The organism is Massilia sp. CCM 8734 (assembly GCF_011682155.1).
Taxonomy (GTDB): Bacteria; Pseudomonadota; Gammaproteobacteria; order Burkholderiales; family Burkholderiaceae_D; genus Telluria_A; species Telluria_A rubra.
The window spans coordinates 48,021-67,678 of the sequence record NZ_WHJI01000027.1 but is presented as its reverse complement, the minus strand read 5'-3'; the positions used below and the strand labels follow the sequence as shown (position 1 = coordinate 67,678).

15 protein-coding genes are annotated in these 19,658 nt (G+C 63.4%); 7 read left to right on the top strand and 8 right to left on the bottom strand.

The genetic code is table 11. The features are described from left to right. Positions 1 to 6 precede the first annotated feature (6 nt). On the top strand, positions 7 to 1,251 hold the full coding sequence (gene nhaA / locus F2P46_RS22715; RefSeq protein WP_166894421.1) for a Na+/H+ antiporter NhaA: 1,245 nt from the start codon (positions 7 to 9) through the stop codon (positions 1,249 to 1,251). Between the two features lie 13 nt (positions 1,252 to 1,264). On the opposite strand, the gene F2P46_RS22710 is transcribed toward nhaA, so the two are convergent. The 7 genes from F2P46_RS22710 to F2P46_RS22680 form a co-directional block, all read right to left on the bottom strand. After that, complete coding sequence (locus tag F2P46_RS22710) at positions 1,265 to 6,496, bottom strand: DNA repair ATPase (protein ID WP_166894418.1); 5,232 nt, start codon at positions 6,494 to 6,496, stop codon at positions 1,265 to 1,267. A 4-nt stretch (positions 6,497 to 6,500) separates the two neighbouring features. Beyond that, complete coding sequence (locus F2P46_RS22705) at positions 6,501 to 7,034, bottom strand: zf-TFIIB domain-containing protein (RefSeq protein WP_166894416.1); 534 nt, start codon at positions 7,032 to 7,034, stop codon at positions 6,501 to 6,503. Positions 7,035 to 7,088: 54 nt separating this feature from the next. Beyond that, complete coding sequence (locus F2P46_RS22700; RefSeq protein WP_166894414.1) at positions 7,089 to 9,161, bottom strand: hypothetical protein; 2,073 nt, start codon at positions 9,159 to 9,161, stop codon at positions 7,089 to 7,091. A gap of 72 nt (positions 9,162 to 9,233) precedes the next feature. Beyond that, positions 9,234 to 9,890: a ubiquinone biosynthesis protein gene (locus tag F2P46_RS22695; RefSeq protein ID WP_166894412.1), complete on the bottom strand. Its 657-nt coding sequence runs from the start codon at positions 9,888 to 9,890 to the stop codon at positions 9,234 to 9,236. Between the two features lie 28 nt (positions 9,891 to 9,918). Then, entirely contained in the window at positions 9,919 to 10,269 is a 351-nt protein-coding gene (locus F2P46_RS22690; protein ID WP_166894410.1) for a hypothetical protein, read from the bottom strand. A gap of 9 nt (positions 10,270 to 10,278) precedes the next feature. Then, the gene (locus F2P46_RS22685; RefSeq protein ID WP_166894408.1) at positions 10,279 to 10,992 is read right to left on the bottom strand and encodes a PspA/IM30 family protein; all 714 of its coding nucleotides are present in this window, start codon (positions 10,990 to 10,992) and stop codon (positions 10,279 to 10,281) included. Positions 10,993 to 11,001: 9 nt separating this feature from the next. Then, complete coding sequence (locus tag F2P46_RS22680) at positions 11,002 to 12,402, bottom strand: DUF2170 family protein (RefSeq protein WP_166894406.1); 1,401 nt, start codon at positions 12,400 to 12,402, stop codon at positions 11,002 to 11,004. A gap of 357 nt (positions 12,403 to 12,759) precedes the next feature. Between F2P46_RS22680 and F2P46_RS22675 the strand changes: the two genes are divergently transcribed. From F2P46_RS22675 to F2P46_RS38300, 5 genes are all read left to right on the top strand, one after another. Then, positions 12,760 to 13,431 carry a hypothetical protein gene (locus tag F2P46_RS22675; protein ID WP_166894404.1) on the top strand — a complete coding sequence of 224 codons (672 nt, stop codon included), beginning with the start codon at positions 12,760 to 12,762 and terminating at the stop codon, positions 13,429 to 13,431. Positions 13,432 to 13,662: 231 nt separating this feature from the next. Further along, the gene (locus tag F2P46_RS22670) at positions 13,663 to 13,893 is read left to right on the top strand and encodes a hypothetical protein (protein ID WP_166894402.1); all 231 of its coding nucleotides are present in this window, start codon (positions 13,663 to 13,665) and stop codon (positions 13,891 to 13,893) included. Between the two features lie 454 nt (positions 13,894 to 14,347). Continuing rightward, positions 14,348 to 17,197: a class I tRNA ligase family protein gene (locus F2P46_RS22665; RefSeq protein ID WP_166894400.1), complete on the top strand. Its 2,850-nt coding sequence runs from the start codon at positions 14,348 to 14,350 to the stop codon at positions 17,195 to 17,197. A 75-nt stretch (positions 17,198 to 17,272) separates the two neighbouring features. Next, a complete protein-coding gene (locus F2P46_RS38305) occupies positions 17,273 to 17,851 on the top strand; it encodes a glycosyl hydrolase (RefSeq protein ID WP_208296735.1) in 579 nt (192 codons plus the stop codon). Beyond that, a complete protein-coding gene (locus F2P46_RS38300) occupies positions 17,809 to 18,231 on the top strand; it encodes a glycosyl hydrolase (protein ID WP_208296734.1) in 423 nt (140 codons plus the stop codon). The genes F2P46_RS38305 and F2P46_RS38300 overlap by 43 nt, the downstream gene beginning before the upstream one ends. A gap of 2 nt (positions 18,232 to 18,233) precedes the next feature. Here the strand turns inward: F2P46_RS38300 and F2P46_RS22655 are convergent, their stop codons facing one another. Further along, positions 18,234 to 18,728 (bottom strand): GAF domain-containing protein, encoded by a 495-nt coding sequence (locus tag F2P46_RS22655; RefSeq protein ID WP_166894398.1) that lies wholly within the window; start codon positions 18,726 to 18,728, stop codon positions 18,234 to 18,236. Positions 18,729 to 18,954: 226 nt separating this feature from the next. Between F2P46_RS22655 and F2P46_RS22650 the strand changes: the two genes are divergently transcribed. Then, positions 18,955 to 19,656: an NUDIX hydrolase gene (locus tag F2P46_RS22650; RefSeq protein ID WP_166894396.1), complete on the top strand. Its 702-nt coding sequence runs from the start codon at positions 18,955 to 18,957 to the stop codon at positions 19,654 to 19,656. Positions 19,657 to 19,658 lie beyond the last annotated feature (2 nt).

Genomic DNA, 19,658 nt, shown 5'->3' with positions numbered 1-19,658 from the left:
CGGCCTATGAACCCACTCTCCTCCCCTATTATTGCCAAAACCCTCTCCAAGAGTTTCAAGGAGTTCTTTGCTTCGAGCAAAGCCGGGGGCATTGTCCTCATCGTTTGCACGCTGTTGTCGCTCGCGCTGGCCAATTGCGCTGTCGGCGCCGACTACCTGGCTTTCTGGCACCTCAAACTGGCCGGAATGAGCGTCGAGCACTGGATTAACGATGCCCTGATGGCGATCTTTTTCCTCCTGATCGGCCTGGAACTGGAACGCGAACTGTATAACGGCGAACTGTCCAACTTCAAGAATGCGCTGCTGCCGATCGTGGCGGCGGTGGGCGGCATTTGCGTGCCGGCGCTGATCCATTTCGGCTTCAATAACGGTTCGCCCACCCAGGCCGGCATCGGCATTCCGATGGCGACCGATATCGCCTTCGCCCTCGGCGTGCTGGCTTTACTGGGCAGCCGCGTGCCGGCCTCGCTCAAGATCTTCCTGACCGCGCTGGCCGTCATGGACGACCTGGGCGCCATTATCGTGATCGCCGTGTTTTATACCGCCCAGTTGTCGGTGCCGTATCTGCTGGGGGCCATTGCCATGTTCGCCCTGCTGCTGTGGATGAACCGGGTGCTGCGCGTCATGGCGCTGGCGCCGTACGTGCTCGGCGGCGCCATCATGTGGTTCCTGATGCTCAAATCTGGCGTGCATGCGACCATTGCCGGCGTGCTGCTGGCGTTCGCCATCCCGTTCTCCGCCAAGCAGGACGACCAGGATTCGCCATCGCACCGGCTCGAACACATCCTGCACAAGCCGGTTGCCTTCATCATCCTGCCGATTTTTGCGCTGGCCAATACCGGCATCATCATCGCGTCGGGCTGGACCGGCGATCTTGCATCGGCCAACAGCCTGGGCATCCTGGCCGGCCTGGTCATCGGCAAGCCACTCGGCATTACCTTGTTCTCCCTGGCGGCGGTGACCGTGGGCATTTGCCGGCTTCCGCTGGACCTTGCTTGGCGCCATGTGTTCGGCGCGGGATTGCTGGGCGGGATCGGCTTTACAATGTCGATTTTTATCACCAACCTGGCCTTCGTCGGGCAGGCCGAAGTGATCAATGCGTCGAAGATGGCGATTTTGCTCGCATCGCTGGTGGCCGGCGTGATCGGTTTTACGTGGCTGAAAATCTTCGGCAAGCCCCAGGCGGGCGACAGCGACCCGGATACGCTCGACTTCGAGGCTGTCCAACCCGCGTCACCCGCGAAGGGGTGACGCGTCCCTGGCCTTACGGCGGGTTCCCCTCCGGCGGGAACAGCCGGGCCAGGCGTTTTTCGATCTCCTTGATGTCGGCGCCGGTGTCGCGCACATTGTCCCAGATGCTGTGATCGAGCCGCATCTTGTGGTTCATCGAACTAATCAAGGGCAACAGGGTCTGCTCGTAGCTGTCTGCCAGGCGCAGCACGGCCGCTTGCAGGCTGGCCTGTTCCGGCACGGTGACATGCACTGCCGGCGCCATGTGCTGGCCCAGGGCGGCGATCTGCTTGCCGATCTCGGACAAGGTGTTGGCCACGCGGGTGGCGCCGTCGGCGTCGGCCCCGCCCTGCTTGCGCAGGCGCACGAAATCGGCGACCAGGGCGGCCCAGCGCGCTTGCTCGGCCTCGCTCGGCTGCCCCAGCAGGTGCGCCAGCTTGAGCAGGTTTTCCTCGGCACCGGTGGTCAAGGTCTGCGCTTCGCCGCGATAATGGTCGCGCAGCAAGGCATCGAGCTCGGCATCGTTCATCAGCGCCGACACCTTGGGCGTGAGTTTGCTCATGTTGCGGTAGCTGCCCTGCAACTTGAACGGCGGCTCGGTGCGGTAGGCATCGTCCTGCGCGGCTGAGGCAATGTACGCCATGTTCACGCCCAGCAGCGCGTCGCGCACCTTGAACAGGCGCTGCAGCACCTTGACGATCTCGGCCACCTCGGCGCTGGTGTACGGGTGCGCCAGTTCGCCTGTTCCCAGCGATTCGCCCTGCGCCATGCGGATCAGGCGCACCACATCCTGCGGATCGCGCATTGCCAGCGCTTGCAGTTCCGGATGCGAGACCAGCGCGTTTTCGATGTACGACATGGCGAACACCTCTTCGCGCCCGCTGAGCACGTCGCCGAGATTGTAGATGTCGGCCCGGTTGGCCAGCATGTCGGGAATCTTGAACACGTCGCCCGACTCGGTGTACGGATTGCCTGCCATGACGATGGCAAAGCGCTTGCCGCGCAGGTCGTAGCTGCGGCTGCCGCCTTGCCACACGCCCTCGACGCGGCGGGTGCCGTCGGCCAGGCCGATGAACTTTTGCAAAAACTCCGGGTTGGTGTGCTGGATGTCGTCCAGGTACAGCATCACGTTATTGCCCATTGCCAAGCCCAGGTTCAGCTTTTCGAGCTCGACTTTGGCCGCGCTGTTGGCGGCCTGGGCCGGGTCGAGCGAGGTGATGGCGTGGCCCAGCACCGGGCAATTGATGCGCACGAAAATCATGCCGAGGCGGTCGGCCAGGTATTCCATCAGGGTCGTCTTGCCGTAGCCCGGCGGCGAAATGAGCAGCAGCATGCCCATCGAATCGGTACGGCGGGCGTCGCCGGCCGCGCCGATCTGCTTGGCTAGGTTCTCGCCCACCAGCGGCAGGTAGACGTCGTCGATCAGGCGGTTGCGCACGAAACTCGACAGCGGCTTGGCCTGGAACTGCTCCAGCCGCAGGCGCCGTTTTTCTTCCTGCACCAGGCTCTGGCGCAATTGCTGCAACTGCTCGCAGGCCGGCACGATCACGTCGGCGTGCCAGGCCAGGCGCCGCAAGAAGTCGTTCAGCTGGAGCGTCATGGCTTGCTCCTTGACCCGCGCATGTTCTCCCAGCAAGCCGTCGACCCGCGCCGCCAGGTCGGCCTGCTGGAGTTGGCGCGCCATGCCGCACAAGAGACCGGCCGCCGCTTCCGGCAATAATGCCAGGTCGTGTTGCTCCTGCTGCATGAAGGCATGCAGCCATTCGGTCGCCAGTTGCCAGCGGGTATGCCAGCCGAGCGTCGTGTCCAGCCACGGCAGCGCGATCGCGTGGCGCTCCAGGTGTTGCCGCAATCTGTGCGCCAGCTCGGACCCGGCGCGGCTGGCCACCCATTCATGCGGGGCGGCGTGGTGTACATCGGCGGCCTGGGAGCCGAGTTCGGCCAGCAGGTAGGCGGCGCCCTGGTCGAGCAGGCTGTCGACGGTTTCGGTGGCGCTGTCGAGCCAGGGAGCGATGTCGAGCGCGTGCTGCGTCAAAAACGCGCGCAGGTCGTTGCCGAATTGATCCTTCACTTGCTTGCCCATGCGCTCGCTACCGAACTGGCTGCGCATCAGCTCGGCTTGTCCGGCCTGGCGCCGCGCGGCCTGGGCCGTGGCGTGCAGGTCGGGTGTGTCGTCCAGGTGTTGCCAGTAGATCAGGGCGACGGCGCGCGCCAGCGGGCTGTAACGCAGCAGCCTGGCGTCTTCCAGCATCGGCAGCAACTTGCGCAAAACCAGGCCGGCGTCGTGATCGTGGATGCCTTTCTGGTATCCCTCGTGGAAGCGCGGCGCGGCGAAGCGGCGCACGGCGTCGTCCAGCGCCGGGTCGGCCGCATCGCGCGCGGCCTGCACCAGCGCGCTCCATGTCATGCCGAGTGCGCCTTGCTGCGCGGCCAGCACGACCTGCCAGGCCAGGTATTCGGCGCGGTACACCTGCGTGCTTTCGGAGATGGTCTCGAAACCCCAATAGGCTTGCAGGGAATCGAGACGGGCGTCGGCGAGCGGCGCGAAGTAGTCGGTGCCGGCCAGGTGGTAGGCCGGCCGGCCTTCATGCGTGACCAGGGCCAGGTCGAGCGCTTGCTGGTTGACGGTGAAGGCGTGCTTGCCCAGGCGGATGGTGTTGCCGGTGACCAGTTCATTGCGGTCGCGCAGGGAGCGCTGGCCCTGCTCGCGCAGGGCCTTCAATTGCCCGGCCAGGTCGTCGGCGCCGACCGCGCCGCCCAGTTTGCGCAGGTCGGCGATGCTGCTGCGCAGCTTGCCCAGCAAGGCGTCGGAGGCGAAGTAAGCTTCCAGCTGGGCCGCGTCGTTCAATTGCACCAGGCGCTTCGGAACACCGGCCAGGATGCGCCGCGCCGCTTCGACGATGGCTTGCACGCGCCGGCCCCGCTGGTCCAGCAAGGCTTGCTTGCGCCCTTCAAACGCTTCGTACACGGCTTCGCGCTTGTGGCCGATTTCGGCAAGGTAATCTTCTTGCTCGGCGAAGCGGGCTTCCAGGTCTTCCAGCTGGGCCAGCAGGCGGGTCAGCAGTTCGTCACAGCGCTCGGGCGAGTCGCTTTGTTCGAGCGCGCTCTCAACCGACTGCCCGAACAGCTGGAACTGGGCGGCGAATTCGGCCGCCGATTCGCCCTGCGAGAGCTGCTTGCGGTGCTGGCGTGCCTGGGCGCGCAGCTTGTTGACATCGGCGTAGATGGTCGAGATGGTGTTGAGGATGCGCGTGCGCAAGGTGGCGTCGCCCACCGCCAGCGTGCCCAGCAGTTCGGTCAGGCCGTCCAGGCGCGCGGCGTTCTGGTCGAGCGTGTCGTTCAGCGGGGCCAGCGCGGCCGTGGTGTGCATCTCCGGCAGCTGGGCGCGCTGCTTCGCCAGTTCCTCGGTGAAGCGGGCAAAGGCATCCTCGCGCGCCAGGAAGGTGACGGTATTGCCGGCCACGCGCGCTTCTTCGGCCGCCAGTTCGGCGTCGAGCGCGCCCAGTTGCGCCACGTCCATGTAGCGCTGTTCCTTCAGGCTGGCCAGGCGCCCGCGCGCCAGCCGGATCGCGTCGAGCGCGTCGATGAAGTCGGCGGGCGACTGCCACAGGCGGCTGGCGGTATCGGTCAGCAACTGGCGCTGCGCCAGCGCGGCCTGGGCCAGGGTGTCGGCGGCGACGCGCCGCACGGCAGCGGCCTTGTCGAATTCGTCGAGGGTGGCGCCGGCCACGGTGATCATGGCGTGCACTTCGCTGCCGGCGTCATGCGCCTCCGGCGTGCCCAGCCAGTGGAAAGCATCGGCGATGCGGCGGCACTGGCGCAGCAGCGCTTCGAACACGAAGCGGCCGGGCAACTGGTCGCGCGGGGCGTCGGCCTGCTCGCGCACGGCGCGCGCCACCGAGAGCAGCTCCGACAGGCCGCGCACCAGCTCGCGGTTGCCGATCTTGCCGAGGTAGCTCTGGCGCGGCGCCTGCAGCGCGGCATGGTCGTCGCTCACGAACGCGGTCTGCCACAGTTGCATGGCGTGGTTGCGGGTCGGTTCCTCGCTTTCGGCGGAGAACAGCAGCATGGCGCCGTCGGGATAATGGGCGTAGCCATGCGCAATGAGCGGCTGGGCCAGGGTCTTGCTGATCATATTGTAGGTGAGCAAGACGTAGACGCCCTGCTCCACCCCGTAAAACACGTACAGCACGTCTTCGCCATTGGGCGAGATCACGCGCCGCTTGAATTGCAGGTCTTGCGGCATGTCGGCGAAGATCTTGGCTTCGCCGCTTTGCAGGATGTAGCCTTCGGGGAACACGATGCCGTGGTCTTCGGGCAGCTGGACGCAAGACGCGCCGACCGCGTCGACCCGGGTCACCTGCGCCGTGCGGCGGTTGAAGACCAGGTAGCGGAACACCGATTCGCGGTAGGGCTTGATGCGCAGCAGGATCAGCTCGCCCACGGCGGCGTAGGCGATGTCGCCATCGTTGAGCGACTGGTTGCGGTCCTCGACCGGCTCGGCGTAGATCCCCAGGCCGGTTTCGGTATTGTTTTCGATCTTGACCGTCAGGTCGCCGCCCACCGTTTCGACGAACAGGGTGTCGAGGATGTTGATATGCGGATGCTTGCCCAGCACGTGCTGCTCGCGCGTGGTCTGGGTCCACTCGAAATCGTGGGTCGGCGGCAGCGCAATGTCGCGCTCGCCGCGGTTGTCGATGTAGGTGGCCTGGCCGCCGGCTTCCAGTTGCCAGCGGAACACGCGTACATCGCTGATACGCTCGCCGATCTTGAAGGCGGCCAGCACCTTGCCCTGATGCACGCGCAACTGCACCAGTTGGGCGTTCTTGTAGTAGCTGTACAGTTCGCGAAATTCGGCCAGGAAGCGCGGCTGGTCCAGGAAGGTGTTTTCCAGCGCGAGCGGTTCGAGCTCAGCGTCGTCGCCGTCGGCGCGCAGGCGGTACAGGGCGAACACGTCCGCGACCTGGGTTTCCTGGCGCAAGCCCATGAACACCTTGTAGCCGAACAGCAGCACGTCGCCCACCAACACCAGGTCGCGCGCCACGCAATTGTTGTCGGTGCGGGCGCGGGTGCGCGCGCGCAACAGCATTTCCTGGCGGCCGAATTCGGCCAGGCGCGATTCGTTGAGCTGGGCCGCCTTCGCTTGCAGGGCCTTGCCATGCTCGCCCAGGCGGGCGCGCAGCAGGTCGAAACTGCTGGACTCGAGCGCGCCGTCGGAAGGATTGCCGGATGCGGCCGGCGCCGGTGCTGCGTGTGCGTCGCTCATGGACTTAATCCGCCTTGGCGTTGAGGAATGCAATCATTTCGGAATGGTTCGGCTGGGCCGCCAGCCAGTTGCGCATCTGCGCCAATTGTTCGTAGGCGGCGTCGCCAAAGCGCAGGCGCATGGCTTGTTCGGCGCGTTCGCGCGAGGCGGCGTGCTTGAGGTCGTTCTGCCAGCGCTCCGAGACGATGGCGTCGAGCTGGTCGTGCAGGCCCATGTCGAGCAGGCGCTCCCACTCGCCCTTGTCGAGCCAGAGCGCTTGCGCCATGGCGCTGTAGTCGAGGCGCAGCGGGTTGTCGTTGCTGACCTTGATGCGTGTCATCAGGCGCCTGGTGGCGGCGCACAGGCGCACCGGCTCGTTGACCTGGGAAATGTCGCCGGCGTACGCTGGCGCGGCCACCTGGGGCCGGCTCTTGCGCCAGCTCCGGTAGCGCTCGAGCTCCACCCAGGCGCCGTGGCAGTCGGCGCAACGCTCGGCCGGCAGGCCGCCTTCGATCTTCACGGGCGCAAAATGGCGGCTGCCGCATGCGGGACAAATCATGATGTCTCCTGAAAATGGTGAGTGCGGGCGGGCGCGCCCCGCCCTTCGGTTGCCTTAGTCGGCGCGCGGCGCGTTCAGCGCCGGCTGGAAGGTCGCCAGCAGGCTTTGCAGCGCTTGCTGCTGCTGCGTGGTGCCGTCGCGGCTGATCTTGGCCAGCAGGGCCGACACGGTCAGGTTCTGCAATTCGCCCGACGAGCTGCCCAGCGCGCCGATCAGGCCGCGGATGTCGCCCACCATGTCGCGCTCGCCGCTCAGGTGGTCCTTCAGGCCCACTTGCAAGGTGCGGCTCTTCTCGACGGTGGCGTCGATGCCCTTGCCGATCGACAGCGCCTTGACGAAGCGGTCGAAGTAATCGCCCTCGCCGCCGACGATGTCGATGCGGGCGTTTTGCAGCGCCTTGCCCAGCACTTCGGCCTGGTCCTTGGCGATCAGGGTTTGCGCATCGATGCCCTTGTTGATCTGCTGGTTGGTGATTTCGAGCTGCATGCGGAATTCTTCGTGCGCCCGGGTTTCCTCGCTCATGGCCGACATGGCTTCGAATTTCAGCGCCAGGCCCTTCGATTCGGCTTCGAAACGCGCCTGGATGACTTGCGCCTCGGCGTCGCCATGGGTGGCGGTGGCGGCGGCGTCGGCGCTCTTGACCGCAGCTTGCGCCAGGCCCATCTGCTCGATCCCGGCCGCTTCGGCCTGCATGCGCAGGCGCGTCGATTCGGCTTCGGCGGCGCCCTGCTTGAGGATCGCTTCGGACGAGGCGATCATCACCCTGGCGCTGGCCAGGCCCGGTGCGGCCAGTTCGGCTTCCTTGCCTTCGGCTTCGCGCTTTTGCGACTCGGCGTGGCGCTCGGCCACCTTCAGGGCGGCGTCGGCGGCGGTCAGGTCTTGCACGGCGCGGTGCTTGGCCGAGCGTTCCGACGCTTCGGCCGCCTTGACCGTCATGACCAGCTTTTCCTCGGCGGCGGCTTCAGCGGCGATGACGACCGACTTTTTAAGACGGTCGGCTTCGGCAATGGCGCGCACATCCTTGATCGCTTCTTCCTGCTCTGCCACCGTGCGTTCGACCACGATGCGCTCGCGCACCACGTCGGCAATGGCTTTCTTCTGGATTTCGATGGCTTTTTCCTTCTCGATGGTCTGCAGCGCGACTTCTTTTTCGCGGTCGACCACCTCAAGCTGGCGGGCGCGGGTGACGCGCTCTTCTTCGATCGCCACGGCGCGCTTGCGGTTGTTTTCGGCCACTTCCTTTTCGCGCGTGGTGTTTTCCTGCTGCACCATCACCGTTTGTTCCGACTGCAGGCGCGCCAGCTCCGACTTGGTGAATTCTTCCGACTGGATTTTTTGCGTTTCGGCCTGTTCGCGCGCCCGCACCGAGCTCACTTCGCGGCCCTGGCGCGATTCGGCGTCGGCCTGCTGGCGCTCGAGTTCGAGGATCGCTTCGCGGGTCTCGACGTCTTTCTTCTTGATGCGCATCTCTTCGTCGCGCTTGAGCTCGTTCGTGCGGATGTTTTCGATCGCGGTCAGCTCGGTGATCTTCTTGATGCCCTGGGCGTCGAGGATGTTATGGCCGTCGAGCTTGTCGAGCGGGGTTTGCTCGATGTAGTCGATGGCGGCGTCTTCCAGCACATAGCCGGACAGGTCGTCGCCGATCTGGCGGATGATATCGTCGCGGAAACGGTCGCGCGCCTGGTACAGATCGACGAAGTCCATCGCCTTGCCGACCGTCTTGAGCGCTTCGGCGAACTTGGCGGCGAACAGGTTTTCCAGGGTTTGCTGGTTCGATGCGCGCACGCAGCCGACCGCCTGGGCCACTTTCAGCACATCCTGGGTGGTCTTGTTGACGCGCAGGAAGAAGGTGACTTTGATGTCGGCGCGGATATTATCCTGGCAGATCAGGCCGTCCTTGCCGTGGCGATTGATTTCAATCGTCTTCAGCGAAATTTCCATCATCTCTTTTTTGTGGATGACCGGATAAACCATGCCGCCGGTGAAGGTGACTTCGGGCTCGGCGCGCAAGGTGTTGATGATCATGACGTGGCCCTGCTCGACCTTGTAGTAAAACTTCGAGAACAGCGCAAAACAGCCCAGAACGATGACGGTGATGATACCGATCGAGAGCAACAGAATGTCCATGATTTCTTTCAGGTTCTAAGTAAGTGTGACGAAATCATAAGAATTTAGGCGCACTTACTTAATGATTGGTCGTTAAAAAACGGCGGGTGCTGCTTGTACTTCGTACTGCTGGGTGGCCGGGTCGTAGGCGACGATGATGGCTTTGGCGCCCTTGGCCAGCGCATTCGGCACGGCGGCCCAGACCCGGATATTGATGCTCACGCCGTGGGAGTCGACATCGGCGCGCCCGAAACCCCGGTCCACGCTTTGGGTGGTGATACGGCAATCCTGGCCCACCAGGCTTTCGTTGGTGCGCGCGGCGTGCTTGACGAACAGCGCGCGCAAGGGTTGCAGCACGCGCGCGGCGACCGGAATCGACAAGCCGCCGGAAAACAACAGCACGGCGCAGCCGGCCAGCATGCGCAAGGTCTCGGTCGGCAGCCAGGTCAGCGCGTATTGATGCAGCAAGGCGGTCGAGAGCCAGGTGCAGAACACCAGCACGCTGGCCGCCACCGACAGCGGCACCCCGCCCAAGCCGAGCGCGACCACGTAGCCGGCCAGGGTGTGCAGGTCGGGCAAGTCGTGCAGGTCGTGCGCGCCGTGGCCATGGGCGACGTCGGTGTGCAAGTGGACCGAGTCGCCCACGTCGACCAGGCCGATGATCGACATCACCCAGTACACCAGCAGCACGGCCAGCAGCACCGTGGGGATGGAGGTCGGAAAACTGCTCAAAAGCTGCCAGAGAGTCATGCCAGGCGTTCCTTCTTGTCGAGGTTATTCATGGTGATGGTGGTGGGTCGCCGTCAGGCGCTTGTTGTTGTCTGGCAAAGTTTATCAGAGCGTCGTGCAACGATTCCTTGATTTTCCGCTTGTCGTCCACGGCCAGGCCGAAGCGCTCGGCCAGGATGTCGTAATCGGCGTCGCTGAGCGAGACGGTCAGGCGCGGTCGCACCGGTTTGCTGGTGCATGGCAAGCCGAGGATGGTGCGGATCTGGTCCGACGGCGACAGCTGGTTCCTGAACGCGGCGTAACGCACCGCGTCGATCACCTGTTTCTCGACGTCAAAAGCGACCTGGAGCGAGCGCAAGGCGGCGTCCGATCCTGTCCAGCGCGGGGAACTGCGTACCATCGCGCCTCCTCAAGCCGGCTTGTCGCCGCCGGCGTCGGCGGCGCGCTGACGCAGGCGCGCCATCACTTCGGCCGTGCGGTTCGAGGCCTGGCCGATGCCGGCCGCGGCCAGCTTGCGTTCGAGCGCCTTGTCGCCGAATTCGCCGTCGAGCGCATCGGCCGCCTGCATGCGGTCGGCGGTGTCCTGGTGGCGCTGCTTGATGCGTTCGAGCGACTCTTTCGCGCTCATCAGCTTCGAGCCGCCGCTGCCCATGCTGCTCGAAATGGTGGCCGTGGCGCGGTACACGCTCTCGGTGGTCTTGGCCATCGCCAGTTCGCGCTCATGGTCGCGCAGGACCGCTTCGGCGCCGCGAATCAAGTCTTTCAGGCGCGCGATGTGGCCGGCCAGGTCGTCGCGCACGGTCGTTTGCGCGGCCAGGGCGGTTTCGATATCGGCCACCTTGCCGGCCACTTCCTCGGCCAGCGCGGACTGGCTTTTCTGCAGCGCTTCCAGGGCCAGCCCTTCGTAGCGCTGCATCTCGCGTTGCAGGCGCTCGATCTCGCGCGTGGCCTGCATTTCCTTGGCCATGACGGCGGTCAGGTCCTGGCGCGCGGTGAGCACATGGGCCTTGGCTTCGATGATTTCCTGCTCGTAGATGCGGTTGGCGTTGCTATCGACGATGCTCTGGCCGATCGAATGCACGTCGCCGCGCAGCATGGTGAGGATTTTTGAAAAAACAGCCATGATGGACTCCTATTTTAAGAATTCAGAAAAGACGTCGAGGGCTTCAAACGCGTTGTCGGCGACCATCGCCACATCCGTTGCAATACTGTCGGCGCTGGCGTCGTGCGCCAGCGAGCCGAAAATGACATAGTGTTCGCCGACCCGTCCGAAGTTCGACAGCGGAATGGCCATGTTCAGGTCCATCATCGCTTCGAGCATCTCGTAGCGGCGTTCGGGGCGGATTTCGGCTTCGGTCCACAGGTAGCAGATGCACAGCACCTGGCTGGGGGTGGCGGTGATAAATACCGGCAACTCTTCCAGCCCTTCGATGGTCATACGCATGACGGGCACGCCGTCGGCCTGGTCCGGCGGCAGCAGGTTGCTGCTGACCCCGACCGAGCCGGGTCTGCGCAGCAGGGCCTGCTCAATTTCGAGCATCTGTTTCATTGCCATTTCCATCGTTTTGCTCCTTGCACGGTGCGGTGATTCAATCATCCCTGATGGGGTCTTAGACATATTATGTCCCAAGTATAAATACATGACATAAAATGTCAAGGCGCGCTGCAGCATGCGGTCAATTGCGGCCGGCGAGGTGCGGCACTGGCGGGCGTGCTTACTAAGCCTCGGAGACAGGGCGGCGACGATTGCGGCGAACTGCGAGTCAACCAGCTGGGCCAGTGTCATTCCGGGAAACGTATCTTGCGGTTCGCTGAAGCTGACGATTTCGGCGAGCACATAGGCGCGCCGCTGCGCGGCATCGAAGACAAGGTCGTCGGGCGGGAGCACATCGCACAGCGATTCGATTTTCCAGCTGTTGTAATGCAGTTCGTCCTGGTCGAAACGCAGGTTGCCAAACATGCCGTTGCGGTCGAAATACCAATAATCGTGCACGTCATCGTTGATATAGCGGCAGCCGAAGCCCGTATAGTTGTCGTTGACCACCTTGACGGTCGCCTCGCTCAGGATGTCGTCGAGATCGGTGCGGCCGCCCCATTTTGCGTAGACAAAATCGATCAGTCCCTGCCCCGCATGGCAGCTATACCACCGTTGGCCGGGATTGCGCAGGCGTTCCAGCACTGCGCCGACGGCATCGAGCGCGATGGTTTGCGAGTAGCTTTCGTCGTAATGTACATGCCTGAACGCGCCGCACTCCTGGTACAGCGATCTCAATTCGTCGGGAATGCGGATGTTCAACAGCGCTTCGAGCGCCGCAATCTCTTGCGCCGTATCCGGCGCGGCGAAAGCGAGATCGAAATGCTCGGGGTATTCGGTGTCGGCTGCAATTGCACGGGCGTTGAGGGCGATGATGTTATCGCGTGACGTCATGGGAGGCAATATCTTTTTGAAATAACCGATTGTAGACGATCGTGATAGTCGTCGATCACTCCGATCTCCTGCAGATGAGAGAGAAAGGGGAAATTGTGCTGCCAACGTGGGTCGGATTCAGTTGCAAATTCATGGACTAAGTGGGGCAGTTTTCAGTGCAACCATACAATCGAAACGTTGACACATAAAGGATGTCGCACTGACATGTCAATATGACCGGTTTGACACGCTTTGAACGCTCAAACGGGCTCCAACGCCGTCTTTTTGCCTGGCATGGAACTTGAATAAGGAATAGCAGGCGCCAATACATTGTAGCGCTGAGCCGGCCGGTGCTGTGCGTCGGTCAAAACAACAGACTCATCTTTTTGCGGAGAATAGTCATGAATCCTGGCATTTGAATGTGATCCGATTGATCTCTTTGTCTTTTTTCCTTATACATTGCAAAAACCGAAAGGAATTATCATGAACTACGAATTAGATCTCGCATTTACCAACGCGCAGTTGCAGACCATCTGGATCACAGGCACTAATGTTATCGTTGCCAAGCCTTCGGGCGGCAATTCGCCAAACGTTGCCTGGCAAGTGTTCAAACCTATGACCGCCAATTCGCTAACTTGGGAAGAGAATTACGGGGTATATGCCTCCACCGCGCAAGTGCAGAATGGCGCACAGCTGACGCAATTGTCATCGACCGGCATCCCGGCTGCGATGGAGACACTCTATACATTGCAAGCCGATGGCGCCATCAGCACTCCGGGCACTGGTGGCAGCGCGAATGCATTTGCCTTGCTGAATCAGTATCAAACAACCCAAGGATATATGACCGTAGGTCTATATCAGAATGCGACGGTGAACGGGACTCAGATCCTGGGTAATGCGGTATCGGCGGCTCCTGTTCTGTACCAAAGTACTGCTACCATGACACCTTATACCACGGTCTATATCTGGCTCGCATCCCAGGTGGTTAGCAATAGTGTGGTGACCCAAGTGACATCGCCGATGACAGAGGTGGTCTTTGGTGGTGGTAACAACACCGCCTCTCTCGCCTACGATTCGGCAACAGGTATGTTCATTGCTTCCTCGACGAATAACTCCAGCAAATTGGTGCTCACTCAACACGAAGCGTTGCTGTAACAATCGTGCTGGCGATTGTCTATCCACACGAAATTGCTGATTCGGATGGACTGGCAGGATAAGAGTGGCGGGTCCGACCGCTATTCTTATCCGGTTTTTAGCATGCAGCGAGCGGGAAGTCGCCATTCAGGGCCGCAAGTTGAGAAGCAATCCCCGCAACGTATTATTCATTCGTTGCACGGATAAGGAACATTTAGATCTTCTATTTCTATTGACTCTACGGAGAACGCGATGGCTAAATACATGACCCAGAAAATGAGTTCCGGCGTATTGCAGGCGACCACCTATTACCAAGCGCAAAGCGACCATCCATCCCATGGAGAATCAGGTGCATTCACACGTGCTGCCACCAGCGACTATGCCACAGTACATAATATCACCGTCGCGGAGGTTGAAGTCGGCACGTATAAATCAAACCAAGGAGTACCTACCGGAGGAAATACTAAAGAGATCTTTCCGTGAATTACCGCTGATTTTGGCGCAGCACTGAAAATCGTGCGACTCGGAAAGCGGCGCGGCAGCCAGGCAAGCCAATTTGATGCTCATATTGCAGTCCGGATTTGCCGTTCCCGGCAGTCCGGACGAAGCGCGGGCATCAGAACGCCACGATCCCGGGCTCCTTCAAATTCAAATGCAGGTCCTTACATGTATGCCTTGCACAAAATGTGCGAGTGCAATATATTGAAGCCATGAACCCGCACATCTCCCCTCTCCTTCGCACCCGCCCGGCACGCCACGCCGACGCCGGTCTGCGTGCGGGCGCAGGTGTTGCACGAATTATCCGAGCGGCTGCACGCGTCGCTCGCTTTCGTGTGCCAGTCGTCGGATAAATTTCAAGCGAGCACTTGGCGGCAATTCGCGAAGCGTTCCGCGCAAGTCTCACCCAGCTTTGCTCCCGACTTTATCGGAGCATTCCATGACTACCTCGTTTTCCCCATCGCACGACCACGCCACCGTCACGCCTCCGGCGCCTACCGCCGTACCTACCGCCGTACCCCAATACGCACTGCGCCTGAAGCAGCCCGCCTTCTGGAACACGCCCAATCCGGCGATGGAAGAGCGCCTGCTGGCCCACTGGCGCGCCACCGGCCAGCGCCAGCAGGTGGACGCCGAACGCCAGGGCCAGCCGCGCTACTGGCTGCTCGACGGCCCGCCCTACGCCAACGGTAACGCCCACTTCGGCCACCTGCTCAACAAAACGCTCAAGGACGTCCATGTCCGCTACGCCAGCGCGTGCGGTCACACGGTGACCTGGCGCGCGGGCTGGGATTGCCACGGACTGCCGCTCGAACTGGCGGTCGAAAAACGCCATGGCCCGCAAGCCAAGCAAGATGCGCTGCGCTTCATGCGCCAGTGCCGCGACGAAGCGACGCACTGGAAGGATCTGCAGGCCAGCGCCATGTCGCGCCTGGGCCTGATGGCCGAGATGGACCAGCCCTGGCTGACCATGGACCCGGCGCGCGAAGCGGCGTCGCTGTCGCTGCTGCAGGAGATGTGGCAGGCAGGCCTGCTGGTCGAACGCCACTCGCCGGTGCACTGGTGCCCCGCATGCCGCAGCGCGCTGGCCGCCAGCGAACTGGAAAAGACCAGCAAGGAGCGCATGGAGACCTTCTTCAGCGTGCCCTTCGCGCCGGCGTCGTGCGAGGCGATGGCGCGGCGCGCACGCGAACATGGCGCGGCCTGGCCGGACGGCCCGCTGCATCTGCTGTCGTGGACCACCACCCCATGGACCCTGTGGGCCAATGCCGGCTTCGGCCACCCGCAGGCGGGTGCGCTGAGCGTCGCCACGCTCGCCGGTGGCATGCGGGTGGTGCTCGCCGTGCGGGCGCGCGAGCGCTTGCTGCGCGATTATCCGGCCATGTTCAGCCATGCAGGCCATGAATTCGATGGTGCGCTGGACTTTGCCGGGCTGCGCGGCTTGTCGCTGGCCGCCGAAAGTCCCCTTACCGGGCTCGCCGCCCCCTTGCTGGCGGCGGATTTTGCCAGCGAGAGCGAGGGCTCCGGCTTTGTCCACCTGGCGCCGGCGTTCGGGCCGGACGACTTTGCGCTGCACGAAACCGACGGCGTGCGCCTCGACTGCCACGTGGGCAAGGATGGCCGCCTGATGGACGTCGGCGACGTGCCGATGCCGGCCGCGCTGCAGGGCGCCACGCTGGAAGTGGCGTCGCAGGTGTCGTGCGACCTGCTGGCCCAGGCCGGCCGGCTGGTCCACATGGAGCGCAAGAGCGTCGAAACGAATATGTGCTGGCGCCACAAGAAGGCCGTGTTCTACCGCGCCAGCGGGCAGTGGGCGCTGGACTTGCACAAGGGCTTCGATGGCTGCCCCGAGGGCCTGGCGCGGCGCGCGCTGGCCGCATTGGACGCCACCGTGTTCCTGCCGGACGAGAAAGCCCGTGCGCCGCTGGCCCTGATGATGTCCACGCGCCGCTTCTGGACCTTGTCGCGCGACCGCCTGTGGGGCGTGCCGCTGCCGTTCTTCCGGCATGAAGCGAGCGGCGAGCTGCATCCCGATACGGCCGCCATGTGGCGCGAACTGGTCGAGCGGGTGCGCACCGACGGGGTCGAGGCCTGGCAAGCGTTCGCGACACCGGCCGGCTACACCAAAAGCGCGCAGAGCGTCGATGTCTGGTTCGACGCCGGGGCGGCGTGGCACAGCGCGGCCGAGGAAGGCGGCGCCCAGGCCGACATGGTGGTCGAAGGCCAGGACCAGACGCGCGGCTGGTTTTTATCGTCGTTCCTCCTGCATGCCTTCAAAAGTCCCCTGCCACCGTTCAAAAAGGTAATGACCCATCGCTTCGTGGTCGATGAACAAGGGATGAAGTTTTCCAAGGAAAAGGGCACCGCGCCCGACAGCGGCGCGCTGTTCGCGCATTCGGGCGCCGATGTGTTCCGCCTGTGGGTGTGCAGCCAGGATGTGGGCGACGAAATGAAGTGGTCCGGCACATCGCTGAAACAGGCGACCCAGGACGCCAAGGACTGGCGCAGCTTCCTGCGCTTTCACCTGGCGAACATGGAAAACCAGGCCGACGCCGCGCGTCCGCCTGCGCTGCGTGAGCTCGACCGGCTGGCATTGCACAAACTGCAGGAAGCGCGCAGCCAATGGCATGCATGCATGGAGGGCGGGCGCTTCTACCAGGCGCTGAGCTGCCTTGCGCAGTTCCGCCAGTGGGCCAGTTCGGAGTGGTTCGAACTGTCCAAGCGCACCCTGTACTGCGCAAACGACGGCAGCGCCGACCTGGCGAGCGCGCAATGGGCGCTGCGCGAATCGTTTTTGCTGTGCGTGCAGATGCTGGCGACGGTGATGCCGTTCGCCTGCGAGGAAGCGTACCTGGCCTGGCCCGGCCACCCCCGGGTGTCACTGTTGCTGCACGCGCTGGCCGCACAGGATGCGCCGCCCGTCATGGATGCGGCGCTGCGCCAGGCCGAATCGATGCTGGCCTGGCGCCGCTCGCTGCAACCGCTGGTCGAACGCGCCCGCGCTCTGGTCGACAAGGGCACGCCGGTGTGCCTGGCGTTCGGGGCAAGTGCCGACCCGCTCAGCGAGGAGCAGTTGCGCGCCCTCTTCCCCGGTTGTTTCGTGCTGGCGGACGACAATGCGGATGCGCTCGACGCGTGGGAAGCGGGACCGGCCGGCGCTGCGGCGCCGGTTCGCGCCGGCAAGCCGGCCGTGCGTCCGCACCGGTGCGACCGTTGCCGCGATTATGTGAGGGCCGCACTGGACAATCAAGGCCTGTGCCATCAGTGCGCCGTCGAGGTGGCGCACTAGTGAGGCCCGAGTTGCGCGCCGCCGGCCAGCCGCAGCACGCCGGTCGATCCCAGCGCCAGCACGAAAACCCGGGCGGTGTTCAGCTATCTGCGCAGCGTCTGGGGCAAGCAGGTCATCGCCGGCCAGGCCGACCTGACCTGGAAGGATTCGATCGACATGGCCGAACGGGTGCGCGCCGATACCGGCAAGTACCCCGCGCTGATGGGCTACGACTTCATGAACTACGGCCTGACCGCGAATTGGGTTGAAGGCCGGCGCCAGACCGAGGAGGCGATCGCGTTTGCCGGCAAGGGCGGCCTGGTGACCTTCGCGTGGTACTGGCGCGACCCGGCGCTGCTCAAGACGCCCCAGGTGAACAACGCCAACTTCTATGCGCGCGAGAGCGATACCAGCAAAAACACCAATTTCATGATCCCCATGGCCAATGGTGCGCTGGACAAGAACAGCCCGGTCTACCAGCACATCAAAAGACTGTCCGACGCCGGCGTGACGGTATTGTGGCGGCCCTTGCACGAAGCGTCCGGCTACAAGGGCGATGGCTGGTTCTGGTGGGGGCGCACCCGCACAGACGGCGCGCCGCAGGCGTATGCCAATATCCTGTTATGGGCCACATGTTCGACCGCCTGGTACACAAGCATGGCCTGCATAACCTGATCTGGGTGTGGAACGGGCAGGACCCGGCATGGTATCCGGGCGACGACGTGGTCGACATCGTCAGTCACGATATTTACGACAACACCGACAACAAGACCTACGGCTCGCAGCTGCCCACCTACCAGCAGGCTGTGAGTGCGCCGAAGAAGCGCAAGCCGGTGGCACTGAGCGAGAACAGCTACATTCCCGATCCGGACAAGATCGCTGCGGAAAAGGCGTGGTGGCTGTGGTTCATGGTCTGGAACGATGGCGACGGGCCGGCCGGCGTTACCAGTCCGAACAACTTCTGGACCGGCGAGTACTACAACACCAATGCGCACAAGCAGAAAGTGTACAACCACCCCAACGTGATCACGCTGGACCGGTTGCCACGATTCTAAAATCAGTGCATGTCGGTCGCGTCGAGGAAGGCCTTGACCATCGCTTCGAGGCCGACGCGGTCGTCTTCGGTAAAGCGGTTCAACAGCGGGCTGTCGATGTCGAACACGCCGTACAGTTGGCCATCCTTTATCAGCGGGATGACGATTTCGGCATTCGAGGCGCTGTCGCATGCGATATGACCGTCGAACGCGTGCACGTCGGCGACCACGATGGTGCGGCGCTCCTGTGCGGAGGTGCCGCACACGCCCCGCCCAAGCGGAATGCGCGCGCACGCCACCTTGCCCTGGAATGGGCCGACCAGCAATTCCTGGGCGTCGCCCTTCTTGCCCGGACGGAGCAGGTAGAAGCCGGCCCAGTTCAGGTCCGCAATGGCGGAATACACCAGGGCGGAAAATTGCGAAGCGTTCGCGGTCAGATCGCGCTCGCCTTCGAGAATGCTGCTGACCTGACGCGCGAGCAAGGCGTAGTCGCCCGAGTTGTTGTCGATGATGTGCATACGGCTGCTTGCATGTGGAGTGAAGGATGGGCCGTATTGTACGCGTAGCCGCGCGGACGCGCTTCCCCAACCGCATCGGCGCCTTGCGCCGGCCGTCGCCTCCGCACGTTTCCTCAGCTCGCACCATCTTCGGTCACAAATGCATTTAACAGCTTGAAATGAAGCGATCTCAAGGCGGATAGCAAAAAGTACTTGGATTCATTTTGAAACTAAGTATAATCCAGTCATGCCTGAGAACCTCATACCCCCACCGCAGCACTACCCGAACGACGTCATTTGCACGGTCGACACAGTCCTGCTCACGCTCGCCGACGACGGCTTGTGCGTCGCCCTGCTCAAGCGCGAGCGCGAACCGTACAAGGGCGTGGCCGCCCTCCCCGGCGGCTACATCCACGCCGACAAGGACCTCGACGGCTACGGCGCCGCCCTGCGCGTGCTCAAGACCAAAACCGGCATCGACGTGCCCTATCTGGAACAACTGGCCGCGTTTACCGGCGCGGCGCGCGATCCGCGTGGCTGGTCGGTGTCGCTGGCGTATTACGCGCTGGTGCCGCACGCCGTCATCACGGCGGCGGGCCACCCCGGCGTGAAGCTGGTCGGCGTCGACCGCCTGCACACCCTGCCGTTCGACCACGGCGTGATCGTGGCGGCGGCTGTCGAGCGGCTGCGCAGCAAGAGCCAGTATTCGTCGCTGCCGTGCTTTTTGGTCGGTGAGCTGTTCACGCTCCCGCAACTGCAGCGCGTGTACGAAGCGCTGATGGGCGAAGCGCTGAACAAGGTAAGTTTTCGCCGCAAGATGGCCGAACTCGATGTACTCGAAGCGGCCGAGGGACAGATGGACACGTCGAGCCCCAGTCGCCCGGCGCAGTTGTATCGGCTGCGCCCGGAATTTCGCGACCGTCTGGGCCTGCTTAAGCGCGGCCTGTAAGC